The organism is Desulfoconvexum algidum (assembly GCF_055382125.1).
On sequence record NZ_AP042394.1, the window covers coordinates 2,699,308 to 2,722,480 of the forward strand.

General features: G+C 39.4%; 15 protein-coding genes and 2 pseudogenes. 7 read left to right on the plus strand and 10 right to left on the minus strand.

Going from position 1 to position 23,173, the window contains the following annotated elements; genetic code table 11:
- Positions 1 to 500: 500 nt before the first annotated feature.
- A complete protein-coding gene (locus ACZ45G_RS12435; RefSeq protein WP_464178537.1) occupies positions 501 to 1,682 on the minus strand; it encodes a right-handed parallel beta-helix repeat-containing protein in 1,182 nt (393 codons plus the stop codon).
- Between the two features lie 1,279 nt (positions 1,683 to 2,961).
- On the opposite strand from ACZ45G_RS12435, the pseudogene tnpA (ACZ45G_RS12440) reads away from it, so the two are divergent.
- The 4 genes and pseudogenes from tnpA (ACZ45G_RS12440) to ACZ45G_RS12455 all read left to right on the plus strand — a co-directional run.
- Positions 2,962 to 3,156: pseudogene (gene tnpA, locus ACZ45G_RS12440) on the plus strand (IS200/IS605 family transposase); the annotation flags it as partial.
- 555 nt (positions 3,157 to 3,711) lie between these two features.
- Entirely contained in the window at positions 3,712 to 4,956 is a 1,245-nt protein-coding gene (gene ltrA, locus ACZ45G_RS12445) for a group II intron reverse transcriptase/maturase (RefSeq protein ID WP_464178539.1), read from the plus strand.
- A gap of 73 nt (positions 4,957 to 5,029) precedes the next feature.
- Positions 5,030 to 5,278 (plus strand): annotated as a pseudogene (gene tnpA / locus ACZ45G_RS12450) (IS200/IS605 family transposase); the annotation flags it as partial.
- 550 nt (positions 5,279 to 5,828) lie between these two features.
- On the plus strand, positions 5,829 to 6,989 hold the full coding sequence (locus ACZ45G_RS12455) for a hypothetical protein (RefSeq protein WP_464178541.1): 1,161 nt from the start codon (positions 5,829 to 5,831) through the stop codon (positions 6,987 to 6,989).
- A gap of 473 nt (positions 6,990 to 7,462) precedes the next feature.
- Here ACZ45G_RS12455 and ACZ45G_RS12460 read toward each other — a convergent pair whose 3' ends face one another.
- From ACZ45G_RS12460 to ACZ45G_RS12495, 8 genes are all read right to left on the minus strand, one after another.
- Positions 7,463 to 8,482: a tyrosine-type recombinase/integrase gene (locus ACZ45G_RS12460; protein WP_464178543.1), complete on the minus strand. Its 1,020-nt coding sequence runs from the start codon at positions 8,480 to 8,482 to the stop codon at positions 7,463 to 7,465.
- Entirely contained in the window at positions 8,479 to 9,456 is a 978-nt protein-coding gene (locus ACZ45G_RS12465) for a tyrosine-type recombinase/integrase (RefSeq protein WP_464178545.1), read from the minus strand. The genes ACZ45G_RS12460 and ACZ45G_RS12465 overlap by 4 nt, the downstream gene beginning before the upstream one ends.
- Positions 9,443 to 10,399: a tyrosine-type recombinase/integrase gene (locus ACZ45G_RS12470; RefSeq protein WP_464178547.1), complete on the minus strand. Its 957-nt coding sequence runs from the start codon at positions 10,397 to 10,399 to the stop codon at positions 9,443 to 9,445. The genes ACZ45G_RS12465 and ACZ45G_RS12470 overlap by 14 nt, the downstream gene beginning before the upstream one ends.
- 7 nt (positions 10,400 to 10,406) lie before the next feature.
- Complete coding sequence (locus tag ACZ45G_RS12475; RefSeq protein WP_464178549.1) at positions 10,407 to 10,697, minus strand: CHC2 zinc finger domain-containing protein; 291 nt, start codon at positions 10,695 to 10,697, stop codon at positions 10,407 to 10,409.
- Positions 10,663 to 11,205: a hypothetical protein gene (locus ACZ45G_RS12480; RefSeq protein WP_464178551.1), complete on the minus strand. Its 543-nt coding sequence runs from the start codon at positions 11,203 to 11,205 to the stop codon at positions 10,663 to 10,665. The genes ACZ45G_RS12475 and ACZ45G_RS12480 overlap by 35 nt, the downstream gene beginning before the upstream one ends.
- 616 nt (positions 11,206 to 11,821) lie before the next feature.
- On the minus strand, positions 11,822 to 13,648 hold the full coding sequence (locus ACZ45G_RS12485; protein ID WP_464178553.1) for a right-handed parallel beta-helix repeat-containing protein: 1,827 nt from the start codon (positions 13,646 to 13,648) through the stop codon (positions 11,822 to 11,824).
- A gap of 1,110 nt (positions 13,649 to 14,758) precedes the next feature.
- Positions 14,759 to 16,633: a DUF1214 domain-containing protein gene (locus ACZ45G_RS12490; RefSeq protein WP_464178555.1), complete on the minus strand. Its 1,875-nt coding sequence runs from the start codon at positions 16,631 to 16,633 to the stop codon at positions 14,759 to 14,761.
- 927 nt (positions 16,634 to 17,560) lie between these two features.
- Positions 17,561 to 17,851 (minus strand): DUF6538 domain-containing protein, encoded by a 291-nt coding sequence (locus ACZ45G_RS12495; protein ID WP_464178557.1) that lies wholly within the window; start codon positions 17,849 to 17,851, stop codon positions 17,561 to 17,563.
- 421 nt (positions 17,852 to 18,272) lie between these two features.
- Between ACZ45G_RS12495 and ACZ45G_RS12500 the strand changes: the two genes are divergently transcribed.
- Positions 18,273 to 18,566: an integration host factor subunit alpha gene (locus ACZ45G_RS12500; protein WP_464178559.1), complete on the plus strand. Its 294-nt coding sequence runs from the start codon at positions 18,273 to 18,275 to the stop codon at positions 18,564 to 18,566.
- A gap of 859 nt (positions 18,567 to 19,425) precedes the next feature.
- On the plus strand, positions 19,426 to 20,865 hold the full coding sequence (locus tag ACZ45G_RS12505; protein ID WP_464178561.1) for a right-handed parallel beta-helix repeat-containing protein: 1,440 nt from the start codon (positions 19,426 to 19,428) through the stop codon (positions 20,863 to 20,865).
- A 185-nt stretch (positions 20,866 to 21,050) separates the two neighbouring features.
- Here the strand turns inward: ACZ45G_RS12505 and ACZ45G_RS12510 are convergent, their stop codons facing one another.
- Positions 21,051 to 21,779 carry a hypothetical protein gene (locus ACZ45G_RS12510; RefSeq protein ID WP_464178563.1) on the minus strand — a complete coding sequence of 243 codons (729 nt, stop codon included), beginning with the start codon at positions 21,777 to 21,779 and terminating at the stop codon, positions 21,051 to 21,053.
- Positions 21,780 to 22,377: 598 nt separating this feature from the next.
- On the opposite strand from ACZ45G_RS12510, the gene ACZ45G_RS12515 reads away from it, so the two are divergent.
- Complete coding sequence (locus tag ACZ45G_RS12515; RefSeq protein ID WP_464178565.1) at positions 22,378 to 23,013, plus strand: hypothetical protein; 636 nt, start codon at positions 22,378 to 22,380, stop codon at positions 23,011 to 23,013.
- The last annotated feature ends 160 nt before the right edge of the window (positions 23,014 to 23,173 follow it).

The window sequence follows — 23,173 nt, forward strand, 5'->3', positions numbered from 1 at the left end:
GCCTGAAATCAAATTAAAAAAGCTGACTGTAAATTTTATTGGAGATACAGTAGAATGTGCACAGAACCCGGGAAATATGTTTTCAAAATTACTTTAAATCAAGTTGATATATTTAAAATTTACAGTGCAATATTGGCTTGTAACAGCAGTTGAGGCTCATATAGTGGAATCAAAAACTCAAGACTGGAAAAGCCCTCTATACCATATGTGGGGGTGCCCAAATTCTATATAGACTGAGCCCTGAATACAAGTCCTCACATTTGAATTCAACAAATAATTACTGAGAAAAGAGAAACTTCCGCCAGCTTGATAAATTACCTATAGAGACGGTGTTCAATTAACAATTGAAGGCCCAGCGAAAGTTACGTACAGGATATAATAATCCTTGACCGCAGAAATACTTCTATATGTCAAAAAAGTAGCTTAATTGAGTGTCCAAAATATCGTGGGAGGATCAGATCTCCAAAGTCAGTATATTTTATCTACAAGTGGAATTTTTTTTAGTTAATGCTTAAATCGTAAGAATACAATAGGCAATCAGTTCTTCCAAAGTCATCAACGAGATCAGCAAGAGAATATTCGCCAGAATCATTAATCAATTCTACGAGATCCGCGCCATCAACATCTAAGTCTTCATTGAAATCGCATTCTCCTATATTGCCATATTCATATGCACCCATATCGATCTGGACTGTCATGTCCTCATCACCGTCAATGTACCGTGGTTTCCCATCGATATCATTCCCAGACAACCCGGGAACCGAATTTTTCCCCGCATCAACACAAGAAGAATCAAATAACAATCGCAGGTTGTCACCGGCAGGATCAACAAATTCTGGGCTTTGGTCGATATTACCCTCCCCATCATATCCGTTTTGTACAAGAGAATAAGTAACGGTTGGAGTGCCATGAAAAGTATCCGGTGAGTTGCTCCAGAAGATACTGTTGACTACACTTGTTCCTATACCAGTTCCGAGTGCAAGGGCTCCTCCAAAATCGCCCGCTGAGTTCCCATAAAATGTGCAGTTGATAATTTCTGGTCCATAGCCGTATATAGATATGGCACCTCCAAAATGACTGGCCGAATTATCTATAAACACACAATTGATAACTTTTGTTTCACCAGCGGATGAGTGGTTTCGAACATGTAAAGCACCTCCCCATTGGCCACCAGTATTGTTTTTAAAAACACAGTTTTTTATTGTTGAGGAGGCGTGCTGGCACAACACACCACCACCATAGGCATAGGTTGCATTCGTGTTACCATTTATAATCGTAAATCCGTCAATCACCGAATCAGGCGTTTCCCCCGACTCCAAGATAAATGCCCGACCTTGCTCATTGCAGTCAATGATACATGCGCTGGGACCGTTAACTGATCGTACACTAATTTGCTTGCCCCAAAAATTTATATCAACGTTTCCTGTTCCAGTATAAGTGCCATCTGCCACTAAAACCGTGTGAAAGTTCTCTGCGGTTTCAACTCCTTTTTGAATGGATCCAAAAGCGTCACCCCAATCTGTGCCTCCATTAATGTCAGATCCAGTTGCTGAGACATACCAGGTGTTGGCCGATACTGAATTTGGCCCACCTAATATTAAGAGTAAAAATAAAATTGCAAGTAGCTGTAAAATCGTAATAATGGAGAAAAAACAAACATTGATTTGGTTTTTGTTGCTCATAACCTGAGTTCTCCTGACTTATTTTTTTAAATTTTCAGAGACAAGATCATGATGAATTTAGGTAGGATTTCACTATAGGACTATTGTTTTTCATCCCAGCTTCACAACAAATTTGATTTTATGATCGTTCTGTATTCAGTTGTTATACATGCAAGAAATACACCAATTTTATTGTACGCCTAAAACCTTATTTGGCTATATTTACAGTGAATTACAGTAATTTTTTCCTATGAAATAAATGTAACATTGTGAAAAAAAGTTCATACAATTGTGAAAAAAGTTCTCAAGCATATTCAATCCAGACACTATGGGCTCAAATTTAAAATTTTTACAATATTCAATCATACAAATGGTATCATTAAGTTTTTAAGAAATTTCAACACCTTATTTCATTGAATTATTTCACTTTAGATGGGTAATCTTTTGATTGTAACATAGGAGAGGACGATAACGTGTATGTGTCGCTTTTGAAAAAAACCTTAAAACTACAACATCTGGTATAAACAAAACTTTCAATCTTTAGTGTGAAATTCATCTGGTACAAGGCATCTTCAAATGGACCAATTTCACGTTATGTTAATTGGAGATAAAAAACCTTGCCATCCTCACCTTTTTTTGTGGGGAGAAATATTTTATAGCAGGGGAAAGCAAATAGAATTTTTTAAAGAAACTATACAAAAGTCTATGTCTCATGGGTTCGTTTGTTGAACCTAAAGATCGGTTCCATTTCCTACCGATCTCATACAAGCGTTTTTCCAGAATTGGAAAGAACAACATGGCCCAGATATAGAAGAATCAACCGCTCCATTTTTGCGGACATGAAAACATCACCCCCGCCTGCGCCAGACCTTTACAATGACTTCGATGAAAACAATTACAAGGGGAACCGCCACGCCTCCGCATATAAACCCTTGCCAGAAATCAGACAAACCACTCCACCACTCCATTTCAGATCCTTTCCTTTCCTTTCCTTTTATTTATTGAATGTCTCTCACAAATTCATACCATCAATTATTTTGTAAGGTACCAATAGCGTAGCCATAACGATTGTCATAAGCCATCCTTCCCAATTAAGGCAACTGGAAATAATAAAATCATCAAGATTTAAATGACCTGAATTCACTGATTACTATGCCCTTGAACCATAGTCGTATTTAGTCTGATGTAGAAACCCTGGCCCTCTGGGCCAGGTCAGAGTGCAGTGGCTTTGCCATCTGTACGACTCAATGTTACTCAATATTCGAAGTTGTCCCCACAACAAACGAGTAAGGAGTAACAAATGAGCCGATTCCAAAAGTTATCACAGACATTATGGTGTTGCCAATACCATATTGTCTGGGTTCCCAAATACCGCTTCAGGATTTTGAGCGGTGAGGTGGCAAGAGAGGTTGCCAATGGTATCAGGGCATTTTCAGAGCAAAAAAGGTGCAAGATTGTCGAACTGAACGTTCAAATTGATCATGTCCATTGTGTGCCAAGAAGTGGAGGGTGTAATGAGTGAATAATAAAGTTACACTTAACGCATGCTGTATAGAGGATGAAGGGAGGCCCTTCGAGTTCTGTTTTCAGGAATGGGATTCAAATCACCTTGAAGTTGCTTCAGTAAAGAGCTGGGGTGGTGAGCGTTCAAGGAAAAGGCATTGTTAAATGTCAGATGTGTTTAGAGAAGATGAACGAAAGTGAACCACTGCTGACGTGTCGAAATGGTCTAAACTGTCATCAAAACAGGGTTTAGGTGTATGGCCCGGGATAAGTCTGGAAGTAACCTGATTACTGATCAGACGGTGACCGGCGTGAAGGTGGCATGATCTCTAAACAGGCCTTTATACGGAACTTGGGAACCTGTCGTTTTGTTGTTAAGATACTCAATCAAGTGGGAAGCCCCCATAAGAGTAAGATTATTGATACAAAGCACAGGGGCGGATTAGTTCGTAGTAGTGATGAAATTTCTGTAATGGAAATGGAGCGAAGGAACTGAGTTATTCAGTTATAGAAAATGATCAACCGATAACGGAAGGAATCATTTGAAATGACAAAGTCGTTTGATATTTCGAAAAATATTGTATGGCAAGCATATAAGCGAGTCAAAGCAAACAAAGGTGTGGCAGGGGTAGATGAACAAACGATGAGTGATTTTGAACAAAATCTGAAAGGGAATTTGTACAAAATTTGGAATCGAATGTCATCTGGGAGTTACCTCCCCCCAGCTGTAAAAGCTGTAGCAATACCGAAGAAGTCTGGTGGTACACGGATTTTAGGAATACCCAGTATTTCTGACCGTATAGCCCAGACAGTGGTGAAGACATATTTAGAGCCAGAAATGGACAACTGCTTTCATCCGGACTCTTATGGCTACAGGCCAGGAAAGTCGGCTATTCAAGCCGTCTCCGTTACCAGACGAAGGTGCTGGAAATATGGATGGTTGCTTGAATTTGACATAAAGGGAGCCTTTGACAATATTGACCATTTATTATTGATAAAAGCATTGAAAATACATACGGACAGCGATTGGATTCTTCTATACATCAAAAGATGGTTAGAGGCACCATTGCAGCTAACGGATGGAACATTAACAGCAAGAAGAATGGGAACACCTCAAGGAGGCGTTATCAGTCCCTTACTGATGAATCTTTTCTTACACTATGTTTTTGATAAATGGATGCAAACACACTATCCCAATCTACCATTTGCAAGATATGCAGATGATGGAGTGGTGCACTGCAAAACATTGCAGGAAACTGAACGATTAAAGAAAGTATTGGAGAATCGATTTAAGGAATGCAAATTAGAGATCCATCCGGATAAAACCAAAATTGTTTGCTGTAAAGGTAATAAATCGTGGATTAAGTATCCAACAATGAAGTTTGAGTTCTTGGGTTTCGAGTTTCGACTGAGAACAGCAAGAACACGAACTGGTAACTTGTTTGCCTGCTTTTTACCGGCAATAAGCCCAACAGCAGCAAAGGCAATTAGAAAAGAAATGAGGAGTTGGCGTATACCAAATAGAAGCGATAAATCCATAGAAGACTTATCACATATGTTTGGGGCAAGCCTCATGGGCTGGATGAATTATTACGGGCATTTTTATAAATCAGCGATGTATCCAACACTGTATAATTTTAATCGGAAATTGGTGAGGTGGGTTACAAAGAAATACAAAAGGTTTAGGCGGCGTCCAAGGCGGGCACACTACTGGTTAGGGCGAATAGCTCACAAAGAACCATGGTTGTTTCCTCATTGGAAGATTTATGGCTTAAAACCGTCGGCTGGATAATGGGAGCCGGATGAGTCGAGAGGTTCAAGTCCGGTTCTGAGAGAGGCTGTGGGGGAAGTTCCCACGGCCTACTCACCTGCTTGTTAAGGTGCCACCAAAGATTTCAATCTCAGATTTTATGGGGATTATAAAGGGGCGCACCGCAATCAGAGTGTTCAACAAGTTCAAACATTTAAAACGCAAACCCTATTGGGGTAACAAATTTTGGGCCCGCGGATACTGTGTTGATACGGTTGGCTTGGACTCTGAGATGATACGAAAGTATGTGAAGTATCAAGAACAAAAAGAAAAACGGGCAGAGCAACGAGACTTGTTCAGCTGAAATTAATTCGGGATAACTTCCCTTGCCCCCTCAGGGGGCAAGGCATACTAAACCCCTTTTAGGGGTAACCCAAGGCCTGGCCCTCTGGGCCAGGATATTTACTTTTGAAGTTTCTAATATTTCCACCAGTCTAACGTGTATAATAATCAACTTTATTTCAAGAGATTTTGAGAAAATATTTCCGGATTCTGAGAAAAATCTACTGCATCGACAATATTACGTAATGAAATTTTGATTGAATTGAGTTTGACGTTCCCCAGATATTTAATATATCTTGAGACAGATTTACAATTCATACCCCATTGATGTTGTCGTACTGATATCTTTCTGAAAAAAACAACCTTCAAAACTTTACGCTAACTTTTTTAACCAATAAGGAAATCATTTATCTCCAATTTGACTCGATGATAGAATAATATGGATGTAACAAAATGAAATTTAACTGAGGAGGTCATAACAATAATTATCTTCCTGTTTTTTCAACAAAAATGGAGTGATCATGGTTTTATGATGAAAAAACATAAATAATTTTATGATAGGAGAATACTTTATGAAACCCGAAGCTGCTTTCTCAAAAATGATGAAAAACAACCCGGAACTGCTTGAATGTCTTTCCTCTTCCGGGATTGTTTCTGATGATATAATTGAGTTTTTGCTGAAGGCCGGTATACAGGCCCCCTCTGGGGATAATGCGCAGCCTTGGAAATTTGCGAGTTCAAAAAATAAAATCAAAGTTTTTCTTGATAGAGAAGCAGACCAATCATTTTTTAATATTAATCAAATTGCCTCAATCATATCCTGTGGTGCTGTTATCGAAAATATTACAATAGCAGCATCATTTTTTGGTATTAAAACTGATGTAAATTATCTGCCGGATAAAAATTGTGAAAATCTGATGGCGAATTTAAGTTTCTCTTTTGTGAAAGACAAAAAAGAAATCACAAAAGATAGTCTTTTTGATTCAATCTGGAAGAGAAACACGAATAGAAAATTTTACAACAAATCTTCTGTTCACTCCTCCATTCTTAATGATATCAAATTATTAATATCATCTTTGCCTGGAACAAGTATTCATTTTGTAACAGAGAAGGATGCAATAAAAAGACTTGCGAAAATAGTCTATAAAGTTGATCAGATCCGTACTCAAAATAGGTCCCTACATGAACATCTTAACAGCATGATCAGATTTACTGACCAGGAAGCTCAAATAAAACGGGACGGCTTTCCTTTGAAAAACCTTGAAGCAGGGATGGCTGGGGAATTGTTTTTAAAAGCAACGAAATCATGGCAGGTAATGGATGTTTTAAATAAAACAGGCATATCAAAAATCGCAGCTATTCATTCCTATCAGGGGATTCTTAATTCTTCGGGAGTAGCGCTAATTTTTGTGGACGGACTTGATAAGGAATCATTTTTAAAAGGGGGAAGAACACTTGAACTATCCTGGCTTGCATTAACTCGGCAAAACCTTTCTGTTCAGCCCATGACGGCGATTACCCTTTTCTGGCTCAGATGGCTGATCAAGGGGAAAGATGAATTTTCAAAAGGACAACAAACACTATTAGCTTTAGTATGGAAAGATTTTCATGAAATTTTTGCTGATGTAGATTTTAATACAAATGGGACCGTCGTGCTCTTCAGGTTTGGAATTTCAGATCCTGTTTCCATTGGTACTCTAAGAAAAAATGTTGAAGACTTTATTTTACAGTGACTATAATATCGAAGTTATAATTTTTATGAAATTGAAAGGATATTTGATAGGTCAGAATGTGCCAATGGTTTTAAGATCGGCTTGACTGTGCATAGAAATTTGTCAATAACAATTGAGCGCATGCATACAAAACATAACGGCCCCATAGAAATGCGGCGGTTTTCTTCGGTCGCACCTTTAAGTGTGGCATTCAACTTTATTTTCCGCCAAAATTAATCAAAGGCATTTCTCAACAGTGTTTTTTACCAATATATATAAAATAACGGGAGCCAGGAGCGGACTACTGGCTTTATGTTGCGAGTTGCCATAACCTACTAAAATTAAAGTGAATTTTAATTTTCTTCTTGTAAATTCATATTACTAATAAATTCAGATGGTTAAACGAAAATATAAAAATTATCAAAAAAACTGGTAACATAATATTTTATCCTTTTACGGAACTTACCGTGTCCGGCGCAGGTAGTTCAGATCGTTTAAAGACTATCAAGCCATGCCAGAGTTTCCTCATTATTTTCCCAATTGATTAGATCCTCAATTTTCTTATCATTTTTTATTTTTGACTGTGTATATTCAATGAATTTCTTTTGGATATCACGTTTTCCGGACAGATCAATTTGCAAATAGTCCATGGTGGATTCTATACTCCGATGCCCAAGACGGTTTTTAATATCCGACACAGGATAACCTGATGCCAACATGTTTACAGCACATGAATGTCTAAAACTATGAACTGGGCTCAGATTTTTGATGCGTTTTTGAGACAAAGCTTTTGATAAATATTTTCTACAAAGCCGGTTTATACCATGCCTGGTGAGTTCCATTTTTCTCTGATTGACAAATAGTCTGTTAAAGTAAATCGGTTTTGGATCAATACGATAATTTAATATGTATTCTTTGATGAGAGAAGCTGTCTTAGGCCATAGATTTATCAACCGATAACGATTTCCTTTCCCCAGGATTGCAAGAGTTTTATTCTGATAATCAAAGTAATCAAGGTTTAAAGTTGCAATTTCACTTGCTCGTGCTCCAGAGTCAAATAAGAGATGAAGGATTGTATAATCTCTCATCGCTTCTTTTTTAGTGAGATCAACTGCATTAAAAACTTTTTTGATTTCTTCTGGGTATAAAAACCCAATCAATTTTTTTAAAGTTCTTTTTTGAGGGATATTTAAAATATTTTCAGCAATCTGCCGTTTGTCTGGATACATGAACCGGATCATTTTCCCCAAAGATTTAATTACTGCTAACCTATGGTTCCGGGTTCTGGCAGTATTCTGCCGGTGAATTTCAAGATGGTTCAGAAAAGAAAGAACAAGGTTGGCTGATAGATGATCTATCTTTAAAGATTTGATTTTGACGTTATGATATTGTGCCATAAAGGGCAAAAACATTGAAAATGTTTCCCGGTAAGCCTTTACACTTTGCTCGCTGGAACCTTTTATCTGTGGCAGGTATTGATCAAAAAATTGATGCAGACATGTGGATAATCTCATATGGCCTCATATTTTTTAGCAATTGAAAAATCAAGCATTTGTCTTCGATGCACGGCATCCAAAACTTTTAAATATTTAGTGGTGTGCTTGTATTCACTGTGCCCCATGTAAACAGCAAGTACAGGCAAAGCATTCTGGGGAGATTTCCCTTTTTCTTTAATTCGCTTTAATGTGTTCACTGCAAAGGAATGCCTTAAGCTATGTGGTGTTGGGGGAAGAAAATTAGTTGTTCCAATTACTCTTCTTGGTTGATCAAGCTTAATATCCATGACAGCTTTTTTAAATCTTCGATCCACACAATCTCTTGTTAATTTTGTGTACTCATCTTTGGTCAACAAATAAGGGATATTTTTTTCAGGATGGAATGTTTTTTTGACGTTTACCAAATTATTAATTTCAGAAGCTACTGATTCCGATATCGGAATCAAACGATCTTTTTTGAATTTTGTTTTTTCAATATAGATTGTTTTTTCATCGGGGCGGTAATGGTTTGCCAATATCCTTGCAGGTTCTGAAATCCTTAATCCACACCGGGCCATCAAAACAATAGAGATATAAGCACAATAATCCCGTAAAAAGTATCGTTCAGTTTTTCGCAATTTTCTGTAGGCTGCACAAAGTAAATGATCGACTTCTTCTGGAGAAAAAATAAAGGGAACAATAGCATTGTTTGGCAATGCAGGAATATCCTGTAAAGGATTTTCATCAATTTTGCCCTTGCGGATAAGAAACTTAAAAAAAACCCTGATGGTTGGTATCATATTATTTAATGACCGTGCTTCAAGATTACGTGTTGCTCTATACTCAATAAAAAAAAATGGTGTAAAAGATTGCCAGGTTGCATTTTTTTCTTTTACATATCGATCAAAATTTTTAAGATAAAAGATTGTCGTCTTGACCGCAAAACCGGTGTTTATACGATACTCAAGATAATCTTTTAATTGTTCCGCCAGAAAACTTTCAAAGGGTTTCATCAATTATTACCTCTCGCATAAGCTTAATATGAATACTGAGATATTTGCGAGTTGATTCAATATTTTTATGACCCATCATTTCCTTAATCCCATATATGGGTACACCTGACTCCAGAAGATTTTGTGCATATGAGTGGCGTAGCCAGTATGCACTTCCATTAAGATTATTTTTCTTCATACATATACCTACATGACGAGTAATATCACCACGAACAATGGGCTTATAGGGTTGAATGAGTTGCAAAAAAAGACACCTATGATTACTAGCAGGTCTGCCTCCCACGATATAAGCAGTGATTGCTTTTATCGTATCTTCAGGCAAAGGTAGTATGGTTGGAGTATTTGTTTTTCTACTTTTAATATGGATTTCTTTTTGTCTAAATGAAATATCATCAAATGTAATTAAACTAATTTCTTTTGGACGAAGCCCCAGATAATAAGCCAAATGAATGATTGCATAGGTTCGAAGATCTCTAATAACAGAAAGATCGAGGCTGTTAAACAGTTTTTGAACTTCTTCTGGACGTAAGAATTTAGGGGGTGTTGATCGTGCAAATTCTGGTGGGCCAACTACCAAAGAAGCAAGATCTCTTCTAATAAGGCCTTGCTGATATAAATATCTTAAAAATCCCCGAAGATATGCCCGGTATAGTTTGCATGTACCTTGAGCAAGATTTTTATTGTAATATGAAAGGAAGCTGTCGATCTTTTCAATTGATATCTTATGGAGATCAATATTTGATTTCTGAAGATAGAGATTAAACCCCGTAAGTATTCTTCTTGCATCTTGGACAATCCTTTTTTTCTGGCAGCAATTTTTATAATAATCGAGGTATTTCTCAAAATCTTTTGGCAGTACATCTTGTCTTATTTGAAAAAATTCTGGAATTTTACAACGATGATTATGATATCGAACTGGTTGGTTGTGCGAATCTTTTTCCATATCCTGATCATCCTAGTTTTAAAATTGTTTGCAGGTATTTTACGCTGTCAACAAATCCTGTTTTGTGCCAGGCCATTACCATATCAATGGTGTTAAAGTTTTTCTCACACCTGAAGCATCGGCTCAGGTTAGTTTTAGGATTGACGGCTGTTTGAAACTCATTGCACAAAGGGCAGAGAAAGCGAAAAATGCCTTCACTGATTTTGGATGGCATAGCCAGTTCTTGTTCGATTAAAACATCCATTAATATAGAATTTCTTAATTCATACAGTTCTTGAGAAGAAAAGCATTTTCCCATGTTGATCCCCCTTTTCTTGATCCTTCAGTGTTTTAAGAACATCTGACACCAATTCTACTACCCCTTGATCCTTGATATCAATGATATCTTGTAACGCAACTTCACTTAATTTGGTATCAAAGCCAATAATGACAAGGGTTTCGGCCGACAAGGAATCTTGTAACGCAATTTGAATTAAATCACTCGAAAAACCTTTGCCAGTAACGGTTTTCGCTGATAAGGTCTCTTGTAACGCACCTTCAACTAAGGAAATGGTTTTTTTAGGCTTTTCTCGCTTCCAGTAACCTGGATTTTGATCACGCCACTGCTGAACACGGATGACATTTTCCGGACCGGAGAAGTGGTCTCTATTTTTTGGTTGTATTAACCATTTTTGTTGACTGTGTTTTTTGCTGGCAACCTTGCATTCTGGTTTATCACAGAACTTTTGCCTTTTTAGATTTCGGGGATCTGGCTTGAATAAATCATCACAATGTTTGCACCTGCACCTTCGTATTTTCTTTTTCATAGACCTGGTACCTCCTCAGATCTATAATCGGCCTATACGAAAGGCGGGCGGGGTATTGTTTTAAAAAAGGGGCGGGGTCTGCGGAGTCTGGCGGGGTAACTCGCAACAAAACTAAACTCGCTACATAACTGGCTATAATCTTGGCCCTTCAGGATTCAAGATTTCCCCCAGATTATCCCTGTGAAGTATAGACCATTTAAAAATTTATCCAGACACAAGATATAACATCCATATCTTTTTATTCTCAGATAAAAAATTCCATTATATAGCCGAAAACAAAACCAAATTTTTATAGATGCCGTTAAATTTTATTGGAGACCAACTTGATTTTGCCTATACCCCTGGAAATATTTTTTCAAAATCTGCTAAAATGTGATCTATATATACAGGAATGCTAAAGAATGATCTCTGATGCTGGCCTTAGTCCATATATAGTTTAATGCCAGACAACAAAATTTCATTCTTGATGGTCTCGTAAAAAGTCGAAATTGGTAAAATTACTATTTATAATTTCAGTATGTTACGGTCTAAAAAATACTGAAATCTGACTTTTTACGAATTCATTATTCTTGGCAGGCACAATATATTAGGATCAATTATTACTTCAATAATCCATTCAATCAGTTCGACCAAAGTTACCTGCAAAAGCTTCCAGATCTTCCAATGATGTATTGTTTACCAACACAGCCAGGTCAGAACCGTCCACGTCCCCGTCTTTGTCAGCATCTCCTGGTTTCTCTTCTTCTGTTTTAAGGGGATAATGAAATCCCATGTCCACCGTGGAACTGTCAATCACCTGATCCGAACGGGTGAATCTATTTTCCAGGCCGTAGTCAGCTGGCAAACCATGGCCGGTATCCATACAGGGACTGTCGAGAATCTGACCGGCAGCGGTCTGGCTCAAATAGTGATATCCCAGAGGGCCGTCGGCAAATAAGGGGTCAATACTTATATTGCTTGGGTCTGTGGCACCGTCCCAACCGGTTGTGGGGGATATGCGATAATAATCGTTATGGAAAAATTGGATTTCGGAAATTTCTCCTGCCAGATAGAGACTGTAATCTGTGGGGTCATCGGTTGTATTCCACCAGAAAATGTTATTTGCAGCTATAATGGCCGCGGTAGTGTCCATAACATTAAAAAAGCCGCCCCCCCAATTTGAAGAGGCATAGTTATCGGCAACAGTGTTGTTGTAATAATCGACATGGCCGTTTGCCCATGCATGAATACTTACTCCTCCGCTGGTACCGTCAAGGGCCTGGTTGAAGGCGACAAGATTGTTAACAACTTCAATCAAACCGTCGTCTTTGGCCGACCCACTTAAACCGCCGGTGGATTCTTTCGCTTCATTTGAAAGAACATAATTATGCTTAAAATATACGCGCCCTATGTCAGAGTTAGAGATTGAAACCCCGCCTGAATTCTTGCCCTTGTTCTCCGCAAGGAGATTGTTTTCCACTGTTAAAATGGAATTACCCACTGCTGACGCTGATAATCCACCGGAATTTTCTTCTGCCTGATTTCCCATTACTGTATTGCTTGAAAAAGAAATGGAACTATCCTCATTTGTTAAAAAATGAACACCGCCCGCGCAATAGACTGATTTATTGTTGTTGATTTTATTGGAGTTGACTATTGCGTAAGTATTATTTCTGGTATTAATATGCATGCCACCGCCGTGGGCTCCGGCGTTATTAAAAGCTTTAACCTGTGTAACATTATTTGAAAAAATTTCGTTGCCGGTAAGGCTTGCAAAAGCTAATGAATTAGGATCCATCTTATTCAGACTTGCGTAGATTCCCCCTCCCCAGACCTCTGCTTTATTGCCATAAACTTTATTATTGTTAGCAATCACAGCGGCTGTATGATTCTTATGTAATAATGAGATATAGAGCCCTCCACCATAATTTCCAGCAGTATTGTTACGAATGATATTGTTTTCCACGGTAATATTTATATCGCCGTAATATGAACTTGAGTTAATATGAATTCCACCGCCGTTTTCTTCCACATTGCCATTTTGGATTGTAAATCCACGAATGGTAAGGATGATATTAGGTCCAATAACCCCATTGTCAACACTGATGACCGACCCGTTGTTGCTGCCATCAAGTACGGTGAGAGCCGGGTCTTCAACCCAGGTGGAAAAATCGGATATCCAGCCTCCCTGGATAGTCAGCCTGAAGGACTCGCCAAAGCCTGAAGGACTAATAAAAATATTTTCACAATAGATCCCCTGTGACACCCTGACCCTATGGGTTTCGCCTGCAGGTGTCGGCGCCGATAGAGCGCCGTCTATAGCGCCCTGCACTGTGGCATAGGAACCAAGCCCCACATCAAAATCAGCAGTCAAAGCTGTTTGGGCATTGCAAAAAATTAACAATACGGCCATGCACCAGGCGATTCCAAGATCAAGTATTTTAATTGCGCATCTCTTTTTCATTTATCTCCTTTAAAATTTCTATCATTATTGTTGTTAAGCAATTGATATGTCTTAATGATAAAAACTTGCTTTTTAAAATTATGGGAACAGAACACACAAAACAGGTGCAGGAACCAGACAAACAGCAGCATATAAAGCAACTTTTTACCCCGTTTACCAAAGTCAGTTTAAAATATTCATTCGATTATTTTGCAAAAATCATACTAATTCCATAGAAAGTCAAGAGCTGTATTTAGCCATATTTACAGATATTTAGGGGAGTTTTTTTTCTATGGAATAAATGCAACAATAAGAAAAAAAGTATTTATTTTTAGGCAAATAATTTCATAGTTAAGTACTGGAAAATTACTTTAAAAAATGTTTTCATTTTTTCTCCTCTATATTATTTTTAATCAGATCAAGGCCAAAGTTTGATGGACTCGTAAAAAGTCGAAAATGACAAAATCGCCATTAATAATTTCAGTATGTTACGACTGAAAAAATGACAAAATCGGACTTTTTACAGGTTCATCAAGTTTAGTTTGAAATAAAAAACCAAAAGTGCTTTATTTTGAAAGGCAGGTAAGCTCTCAGCGAAGAAGGAAATATTGTACAAGATTAGAATAAACCCGATTTTGTATAATACGTTAGGGGAGAATACATTGTTAAAAAAAATATTTCAATCAGGGAAACCCTTAGTTTGCATAAAAAATGAAATTTTTTTAATAGACTGAAATATTAGGAAGTTTTTTCATAAGTGATGCGAGAAATGGTTAGATATAATCTACTTTCTCGATGGAAACATGGTGTCAAAAATCTTTTAATTTTCAGATTTGAAATTATACTATATGGGAAAAATCAAAATCAATAGAGCCAAAATCTCATTCAACATAATTGGAGATACAGTAGATTTCGCTCAAAGCCCGGAAAATTATTTTCCAAGAATCTGCTAAAATGTGATGTATATATTATAGAGTGGAGTTTGAATGAATGCCGTTTGACGCTATCTCCGGTCCATATAATTTAACGCCCGCCTCAACTGCCGGAGGCTACTGGCGCCTTTTGTGCTGGGTTTTGCACAAAAGGTGACAGTGGCCGGAGGTCAGATTGCAGACGCTGTTAGGGCCGGTACTATTTATTCTTCACTTTGACGGTCAAATCGGCGCCCTTAACAGGAACGTAAGCCCTAAGTAATCCGTAAAAGTCTTTACCATTAGTGGGTATCCCATTTTTCCCTTCGCCAGAAGGACTCAGGGTAACAGTGTATGTCCCATCAGGGTTTTTCTTGGCGGTATAGGTGGTACTATCGTAAACACCCTTGTCGTTAGGAATAAGTAGCTTATTATCAACGCCATAAATCGTAATGGAAAAATAGCCATTATCATGAACAATGCCTGCCGGTACGGTTAATTCATAAGTCCCTTTACCGCTATAAGGTTTTCCATTCTCATCCTCTAACAGCATGCTGTATCGCACAGTATCAGTGGGAGTGCCTAACTGACCATACATAACACCTGCCGCGCCAACCAGCTCTCCTATATCACCAGATTTTTCACCGAAGACTATATCAGGATTATTGTAATAAGACGGAACTGCTGTGATAATTTTTAAGGCTGCGTTTTCGATTTCAGCTGAAAACTTATACACTTCGCGGCTCATGTCACCTTTACCGCCTTTCATTTTGAGGTGCTTACGCAAGCGTTTCACTTCTTTGAGGTTGTCAACGACCACCATACGAGTAAAAACTAGCCCCTGATCAGTCTCCAACTCGACCACGTTGAAGTCACCCTTGGGTTTTTCTTGCCCTGGTCTCATCAGTAGTATCGGTTTAGCAGGATTTACAATAACAGCAGGAATATTATGCTTCATATCAAAGATAGACACTGAAAAGAATTTTTCATATTGAGGCGTCGTTAGTATGGCCGGGCCCTCTGTAAGGCTAAACCAATTGTACCCATAATCCACTGTTGCTTGAGGGGTGACCACGGTAGAATCTGTAGGGTCAACCAAGCCAGAAAACGTGAACGTCCCTTTTTTATTCTTTTTCAACCAAGCATTCATCATTTTTACTTGTTCTTGGTTGGGGTACTCCTGAATATAATTCTCTACCATATCCCGCACATATCTCCTTGCTTCGGGAATTTCGTAGCTGCCATTTAGCACCGACTCTCCCGGCCGATAGATACGCATGAGAATATTCCAGCCCGCAGTTGTATCTAAGCGGTTATCAACCTTGCCACACAGTGCCCTATACCCGTAGTACACGGTGAATGAACCATCATCGTTAATCTTTGCAGTCGATGAATTGACATTCACATTTTCACTGTTCATATAACCGTTTTTGTTATAAACGGTAATGGACCAGAAGGCCTTATTCTCGGGAACTTGATAGGTAGCTCCCCAGCAAGACTCAACACGGTGATTACCATTGTAATTTAAGTAGGTTGCGTCTTTCTCCTGAAAAAGTCCCCAGGCAGCGACTGCGGCAAGATGGCGGGTTTTCTCATTAACTTTTCCTCGCGCGCCCATCATATTTTTATAGCTTTTATTCTTCGCGCTTTCTTTTTCATATTGAGTTCGCAAGGCATTCAGAGACGTTATTTCCCATTGAAATTTAGGAAATGGGTCCGCTGATGTTGCATTAACAACGAATTGGTCTTGCAGCTTATGAATTGCCGCTAACTCTTCAGGGTCTTTTGCATCAAATACCTGCACACGAAAAATCAACATTACATATTTTGTGTCTACTGGAATTTTATGCACGCCGGGCTTGTAGAATATTGCGGGTGTATAGTGGTCATTATCAACAACATAGATAGAGACATAACGATTATCAGGCACTTCAGGGAAGTTAATCGTAGCCCCACCTTCGGTATCGACAATGGCTACAGAGTAGAGAGTATCCCTATTCATGCGGATGACTGTCTGCATATCAAGCGCTGTTACATCACGATTATGATAAACCTTATTCACTTCCCCTATGTGATGTAGGTTTTCTGAAAACATTCGATCCGTTTCAGCTCAAATAAAGGTGTCGGCTGTAACCTTTAAATTTTCTTTTGAAAAAGCTATAGAGGGAATTAAAATCAATGCCACCAGCCCTTGGATAAGTAAGTTTCTTGCTCTCAATGTATTCTCCTTAAAAAAACATGTTATTTTATAGTGATTCGACATGAATTCATCAGCATTAGCTGACATTATACTTATTGTCTCGCTCTATATTCTGATTTGTAAGCCTTAACTTCAAATTAGCCGAGACGTCGCTTCCCCTAACAATAAACTTACCAGTTTTTTTCTGTATAACTCCGCTTGTCGGATAACATACAGATTGCTATCAGACAGATATGGGAATTACAACAAACTTTTTAAAAAAATCTTACTTTCTAACAGCATAACACTCAAATCGACGGGATAAACAGAAACCGTATAATTCCATTTTTTGAATTCAAATATATGGGAACGGGCATGGTCAAATGAATCAAGGTCGAAACCGAGGGACCACGTTGTGTGATTACAGCTTCTCTATGATAGCCTTAATAAGCTCTATGATAGCGATAACCAACTGTATCACGGTTGTGTACCTTAACATAAGAATACTCCCTTAGTTAAGGTCCAAGCGCTTAGACCCAATTAAAGGTGAAAGCTTTTTTACATACCCTTGCGAGGTACAACCCCTTTGCTTTGATCAGAAGCTTAGAGGATTCAGACAAGACTGCCAGGAGACGAGACCTGCAATATTTAGCGTCATTTTTTACACTTGCCCTGTAAGCCGATGTCATCCACCGACCCTGCGACAACCCGATGAGATCGTCTGGCCTACAAGTAGCCCGCGCACTGTCAAGATAGTCTTGTGGTATCCTTTCGGAGACAAGACGTCCTTCCTCACGTAGGAACTGTAGGTTAATCGAATAATACCACACCTTTATTAAACCCTCAAACATTAATATTTAAGGAGAACAAATAGCAAAAGTAACCATTGGTGATCTCAAAATAGGAGACATCAATCCGATTGAGCTCTGCCATATATCCATTCCTTATGCTTCGGATTATGCTTTGTAATGTTCCAGCCATCATTCTGGCTTTTGATTTGGCTAAACTAATGGAACCTGTGCGCAGTGAATACCGTAATTCAGATTTATTGACAAGTTTTCTGACATCTTTGGGGAATTGGAATCGAAAATAATAACCGGATGGTTTCTGGAGAATATAACTTTGATTGGACATAAAAAAACTCCATCTTCTGATGGTAGACCGAGTCGTTTAGTACCCCGGTTTAGTACCCCAACAGAAAAAAGAGTATCTGACCTTCTTAACCATCTCTAAAATACTGATACTATTAGAGATTTGGTGGAGCTGAGGGGGATCGAACTGATCGACTCGAACTCCGCATAACCAGCCAGAATAACTACGAAATTTATATTTGATACCTTTGTCCCACTTGAAAGTGGACAAGCCCAACGGACAAGTATCTGCTGGACAGTACCCGTACAATGATTTCTATACACTGCTTTACCCAGAAAAATCAACCCCCAGTCAAGGGTCAATCCCACATGCTCAAACCAATGCCTTGACAACACCCCTTTAAAATAATAGATACCCCCTTTAAAATTGTACAATTTCAACCGAAATAGGAATGGCACCCAAATTGACCTGTACCAAAACAACCATCATTGAAAAAATATACGAAGAACTTGAGCTGTCTACCTCAGAAGCAAAAGACACAGTCGAACATCTTCTTGAAATCATCAAAGAAACCCTGGCATCTGAAGAAGATATTATGATATCAGGCTTTGGTAAATTCCAGGTCAATGAGAAAGCACCTCGTAAGGGGAGGAACCCGGCAAAGGGAGAACCCATGATGCTGAAGAAAAGACGGGTTGTGACTTTTAAATGTGCTGGGATATTGCGGGATAAGATTAATGGGGAGGATGGAGATTGAACCAGGATTAAGATCCAGAGTTTGTGGACTTGCTTGGGCAATGTCACCCCCAAATCTCAACGGCATCAGTCCACCCTGCCCTTCCCGGAAAAATCAAACCCTATCCAAGGGCCATTTCAAATGCTTGTTTCCCTTTTAGCAGCAGAATCCAGAGTAGACTCATGGAGTAGAAGATATTTATGCCCCTTCTGTGGGAAAAGTCATAGGTTATCCTTGGTTGACTTGAAAAGTAGGAGCTGAACAAGGGCAAATATCCGGCAAACAAAAAGATAATACCACTTCACCTGCCAAAACCATATCAGTATTATATTATTCCGCTGACAATTACGGGGAAGCATTAACAGCTGTCATGGATTCATTCTGATATAATAAGATCTGGGTTGAGTTATTACCCGTAACACACAGTCAATTTTCTATAAAGAGTGGTGTTCAGAAAAAATCCGAATCGGAATGTTAATAATGTATAATCTGCCTGTAGTCTCTATAACCGAAAAACATTCAAATTTTATTCACCAAAAACAAACCGTTTCTAAGGGTTTCCCCTATTGACAAATTTTAAATGCTTTTCTATTTTACTTTCAAAGTAAACATTCCTTTTGCAATCAATGGTTTCCAACTCAATCTGCTTCCTTAAATAATGTGGACCTGATTTTTCAGCTGGCTGTTCTTGCTATACAGGCATCTTTTTTAGAAAGAACTGAGATAAAAGACTTTGTTTTTCAAGCCGTATTTTACTGGCTTGGATGGTTAAGGCGAATCTAGAAAAATAAAAAGTCCGCAAATCGGTTTGTGCGATTTTGCATGATTCGGGTTTGCCTTGAAATTTTGTTTCAATTTTAACAAAGGAGGAATTTATAGGATGAAACGCTTACTATTGTTGATGTTTATTTGTCTTGTCATTTCGTCTCAGGTTTTTGCCGAATGCTTGACAACGGTTTCCGGAACCATTGATGGGGAAACCTGGACCCTTGAAGGATCGCCCTATTGTGTGGATGGGGATCTTGCTGTGGTGGATCTGACCATAGAGCCGGGGGTCAGGGTTGAATTTTCAGGTAATTATGTCATGTCAGTCACCGGTGTCTTGGCCGCTGTGGGTACTGACAGCCTGCCGATTGTTTTCACAAAAGTGACCGATACCAGCGGATGGCAGGGAATTTTATTTGACCACACGCCTGCTGGGTCCCAACTAAAGCACTGCCAGGTCGAGTATTCGTTGAACCACGGGTTGCGGCTACTGGACAGTGTGCAGACTATTGAAAGCTGTACCTTTTCCGACAACCAGTCTTCAACAGGCGGCGCAGGTATTCGTATTTCAATGGCCTCGGCCAGCAATGGGATGACCATCAAACACTGCACTATTAGCAGCAATACAGCACAAGCTCACGGCGGTGGTATTTTTATTGACTCGTCAGCCAGCATTGGCCTGGAAGACTGCTATATCAGCGGAAACAATACTACCACCAGCGTTGATGCAGAATATTACGGCGGCGGTATTTATGTAGCTTCGACGGGGCAACAGCTTGTTCTGGAGCGTTGTATTATAGCAGATAATTTTGCATATTCCCGAGATACTAGTGGCTCTGGTGATGATGCTTATAGTTGCGGTGGGGGTATTTATATTAGCAAAGGCACATGTCTTATAAAAACCAGCAGGATCAATTCAAACGAAGCCTATGCATATGCATCTGATAAAAGAAGCGCCTATGGAGGAGGAATCTATCTTCGTCAGGGGACTGCCGAAATAGTCAACACCATTATTTCCAGTAACTCATGCACAGGTACCTACCGGCAGCACGGCAGTGGAATTTATACACATTCTGGGACGATTTCTCTTGTAAACAGCACGGTTGCATACAACACTGCCGAAGGGGTGAGAAATAACGGTGGTATTGTCACGGCAGTCAATTCCATTGTCTACAACAATTCCGTGGGGGAGGTTATGGGAACGGCATGGATCGATTATTCCCTTGTCAAAGGCGGGTTCCCATCAGGAGAAGGGATTTTGGACTGCAACCCCCGGTTTGAAAGTGTGTTGAACCTGAAAATCAGGCCGGACTCCTGTTGTGTGGATGCCGGGGAATCCTATGCCATGCAGGATTTGTGTATTGGTGATTATGGTCCTTCTTTCGGGACTAACGCAAACGATATCGGTGCCCATGGCGGTCCTGGGGCCTGTGGCTGGTGTGCAGATACTGGGTGCCCTGAATCCCCACCACCCATTGCAGACCTTGATGGAGACAACGATGTGGATGCTGTTGATCTGAGTATTTTTTCAGGGAGTTATGGTAGGTCCCTTTAACAACTTATAATGGTATTTATCAGGTCACAGGGACAGAACGGCTTGTGGGTGTTATGGCGTTTTTTCCATCAGATTAAATCGGAATTCAATTGCGCCCACAGCCGTATTCACTTCGTTATGGCAGTGGTAGCTTCGTTCAACACCTTTTGAATAATAACAATGTAATCAGCGACAATGGTAGTGGTTCATTGATGGTGCCATATTTCAGTCTGGGAACATCTCCTAATGCATACAGAAAGGCCGAGGAGTCCGCAAGCGAGAAACCATATTGAGCTTGGTATTGGTGTGGTGATCAATAATACAGGGGGGACAATGATTATGGGGATAAGCGGTTCCGCATTTACATTCGTCACAATGAAACCTTGCCCTGGATTAGTTGAGTCGTATGGCTCAAGGTTTACTCCATCATGGATGGTGACAACCATGGGGTTGAATAAATTAGCGGTGCCTTCACCTCCCAAATATCCGTTGTGATCATAATAAGACACTTCAACAAATTTGGGCCGAGCTTGATTGTTCACATATGGTGCCAATGCTGTGGGATTAACAGGTGACCACACACCCAGGTTAAACTCGATAGTTTCGCCTGGTGAGACAGCTGTGTTTGCATTGCTATTTGAATTGCTCTGGAACTCAAAGAAACTCTCATAATAATACCCACCATCAATAGAATAGGGTGACAGATATATGTCTCGATCCGATGAGCTTTCATTAGTGATGGTTATTGCGACATCCCAAGAATCAGCTGATAAAATATTAAGATCATGAACAACGTAGTCCCAAGACCAGTCCACAACCATAAGAATATTGCCGTCTAAGTCTTGTACCATGCCAGCGGTAGCACCTTGTGGGTTCCAGATGAAAATCAAAAAACTGAATATAAATACTGCGGTGAACCTGCGTAATGTCTGCATAGCATATCCTTTCTGTGAGGACATATGATTTTTTGTAATGATGGTGCTTCTTAAAAAATGAAAGTATGACTACGCATTTTCATATCCAAGAAGACATTCAATGTCAACCAGAATAACACAATGATCTCAAGGTGAGCCGATTCTAACAGTCTACCCATTATTATCGTAAGATGTCCTGTTAATGGGATAAATCGGAGTCATCTGCGGCAACTGCATCAATCAAAGGCATTAAAAGCTGTGTATTATCATGAGTAGACCTTTCCCCTTTCCCATGATCAGATTGCCTGTGGTGTACAAAAATAAAAAGTCCACATTACCACTTGGGAAAAAAGCAGATTTACACTGCCACTCATGTGGAATGAAGATTGCTGGCACAGGGCTTTGTACACTTCCAAAGATTGCATCCGTAAACCCAGTGGGAAAAAAATGAGCAGTTTATTAAAACTCAATGTCCTGAATCAGGAAATGGTGGCAAGCAGATTACAATTAACACAAAAGCCATTGAATTTATAGTGCTTCACTTAGGAAAAGAGTTGTCCTTTAGGGTCAAAGAGATAATAGTGAAGGGAAATATTAACCTGGAACAGGAGAAAATCTAATGGACTTGATAAAAAATTGGCTGGGGCGTGTTTTAACTTTGGGCATTTTTCTGGTGATGATTGGGTGCGGTGGCTCATCAACCCATCTGGTTGAATCCTGGCAGGAACCTGGATTTGATGACAAACCCCTGGGGAAGATTCTTGTTCTCGGGGTCTTTAACGAAGACGAGTCCCGTCAGCTTTATGAGAATGGTGTTGTAAATGCCCTTGAGGATAACGGAAAGACAGCCGTTGCCGGGTATACTCTCATGCCTAATGTGGAGGATTATGACGAAAAAGAAGATATCATTGCTGCCTTGGAAAAATCCAATGCTGATGCCGTGATGATTGCTACCTTAGTGGGGTTTGAGCAAAAGGACAACTATCGGGCACCCCAGGCAGCTTATATTCCAACTATGGGCTGGGGGCATGGGATGTCTGACTATTATGCCGTGTCCTATAGCAGGGTGTATGACCACGGATATACCGTGAATAAGTCCACTGTGAAACTTGAAATCACGGTATTCTCTGCTAAAACCAAAAAAATGATATGGGCTGGGGCCACTAAGAGTGTGAATCAGAAATCCAGTGGAGAATTGGTCAAGAATGTGTCAGGACTCATTGTGGAGGATCTGAAAAAGGACGGTTTTCTTTAACCGCTTAAAAGACCTGCTTACTCTCAATCCAGATACCAGTATTGTGATGTACATAACAATCTTGAACGGCTGAATCCCCCTTTCACAGCATAATAAATTAGGTCTATTAGTAGTGGTATATATAATTTGTTATGGTACATATTCTTATCTTAAATTTCAT

Coding starts and splice junctions, on each gene's coding strand:
- ACZ45G_RS12435 (WP_464178537.1), bottom strand. CDS start 1,682: ATGAGCAACAAAAACCAAATCAATGTTTGTTTTTTCTCCATTATTACG.
- ltrA (WP_464178539.1), top strand. CDS start 3,712: ATGACAAAGTCGTTTGATATTTCGAAAAATATTGTATGGCAAGCATAT.
- ACZ45G_RS12455 (WP_464178541.1), top strand. CDS start 5,829: ATGAAACCCGAAGCTGCTTTCTCAAAAATGATGAAAAACAACCCGGAA.
- ACZ45G_RS12460 (WP_464178543.1), bottom strand. CDS start 8,482: ATGAGATTATCCACATGTCTGCATCAATTTTTTGATCAATACCTGCCA.
- ACZ45G_RS12465 (WP_464178545.1), bottom strand. CDS start 9,456: ATGAAACCCTTTGAAAGTTTTCTGGCGGAACAATTAAAAGATTATCTT.
- ACZ45G_RS12470 (WP_464178547.1), bottom strand. CDS start 10,399: ATGGAAAAAGATTCGCACAACCAACCAGTTCGATATCATAATCATCGT.
- ACZ45G_RS12475 (WP_464178549.1), bottom strand. CDS start 10,697: ATGGGAAAATGCTTTTCTTCTCAAGAACTGTATGAATTAAGAAATTCT.
- ACZ45G_RS12480 (WP_464178551.1), bottom strand. CDS start 11,205: ATGAAAAAGAAAATACGAAGGTGCAGGTGCAAACATTGTGATGATTTA.
- ACZ45G_RS12485 (WP_464178553.1), bottom strand. CDS start 13,648: ATGAAAAAGAGATGCGCAATTAAAATACTTGATCTTGGAATCGCCTGG.
- ACZ45G_RS12490 (WP_464178555.1), bottom strand. CDS start 16,633: ATGTTTTCAGAAAACCTACATCACATAGGGGAAGTGAATAAGGTTTAT.
- ACZ45G_RS12495 (WP_464178557.1), bottom strand. CDS start 17,851: ATGTCCAATCAAAGTTATATTCTCCAGAAACCATCCGGTTATTATTTT.
- ACZ45G_RS12505 (WP_464178561.1), top strand. CDS start 19,426: ATGAAACGCTTACTATTGTTGATGTTTATTTGTCTTGTCATTTCGTCT.
- ACZ45G_RS12510 (WP_464178563.1), bottom strand. CDS start 21,779: ATGCAGACATTACGCAGGTTCACCGCAGTATTTATATTCAGTTTTTTG.
- ACZ45G_RS12515 (WP_464178565.1), top strand. CDS start 22,378: ATGGACTTGATAAAAAATTGGCTGGGGCGTGTTTTAACTTTGGGCATT.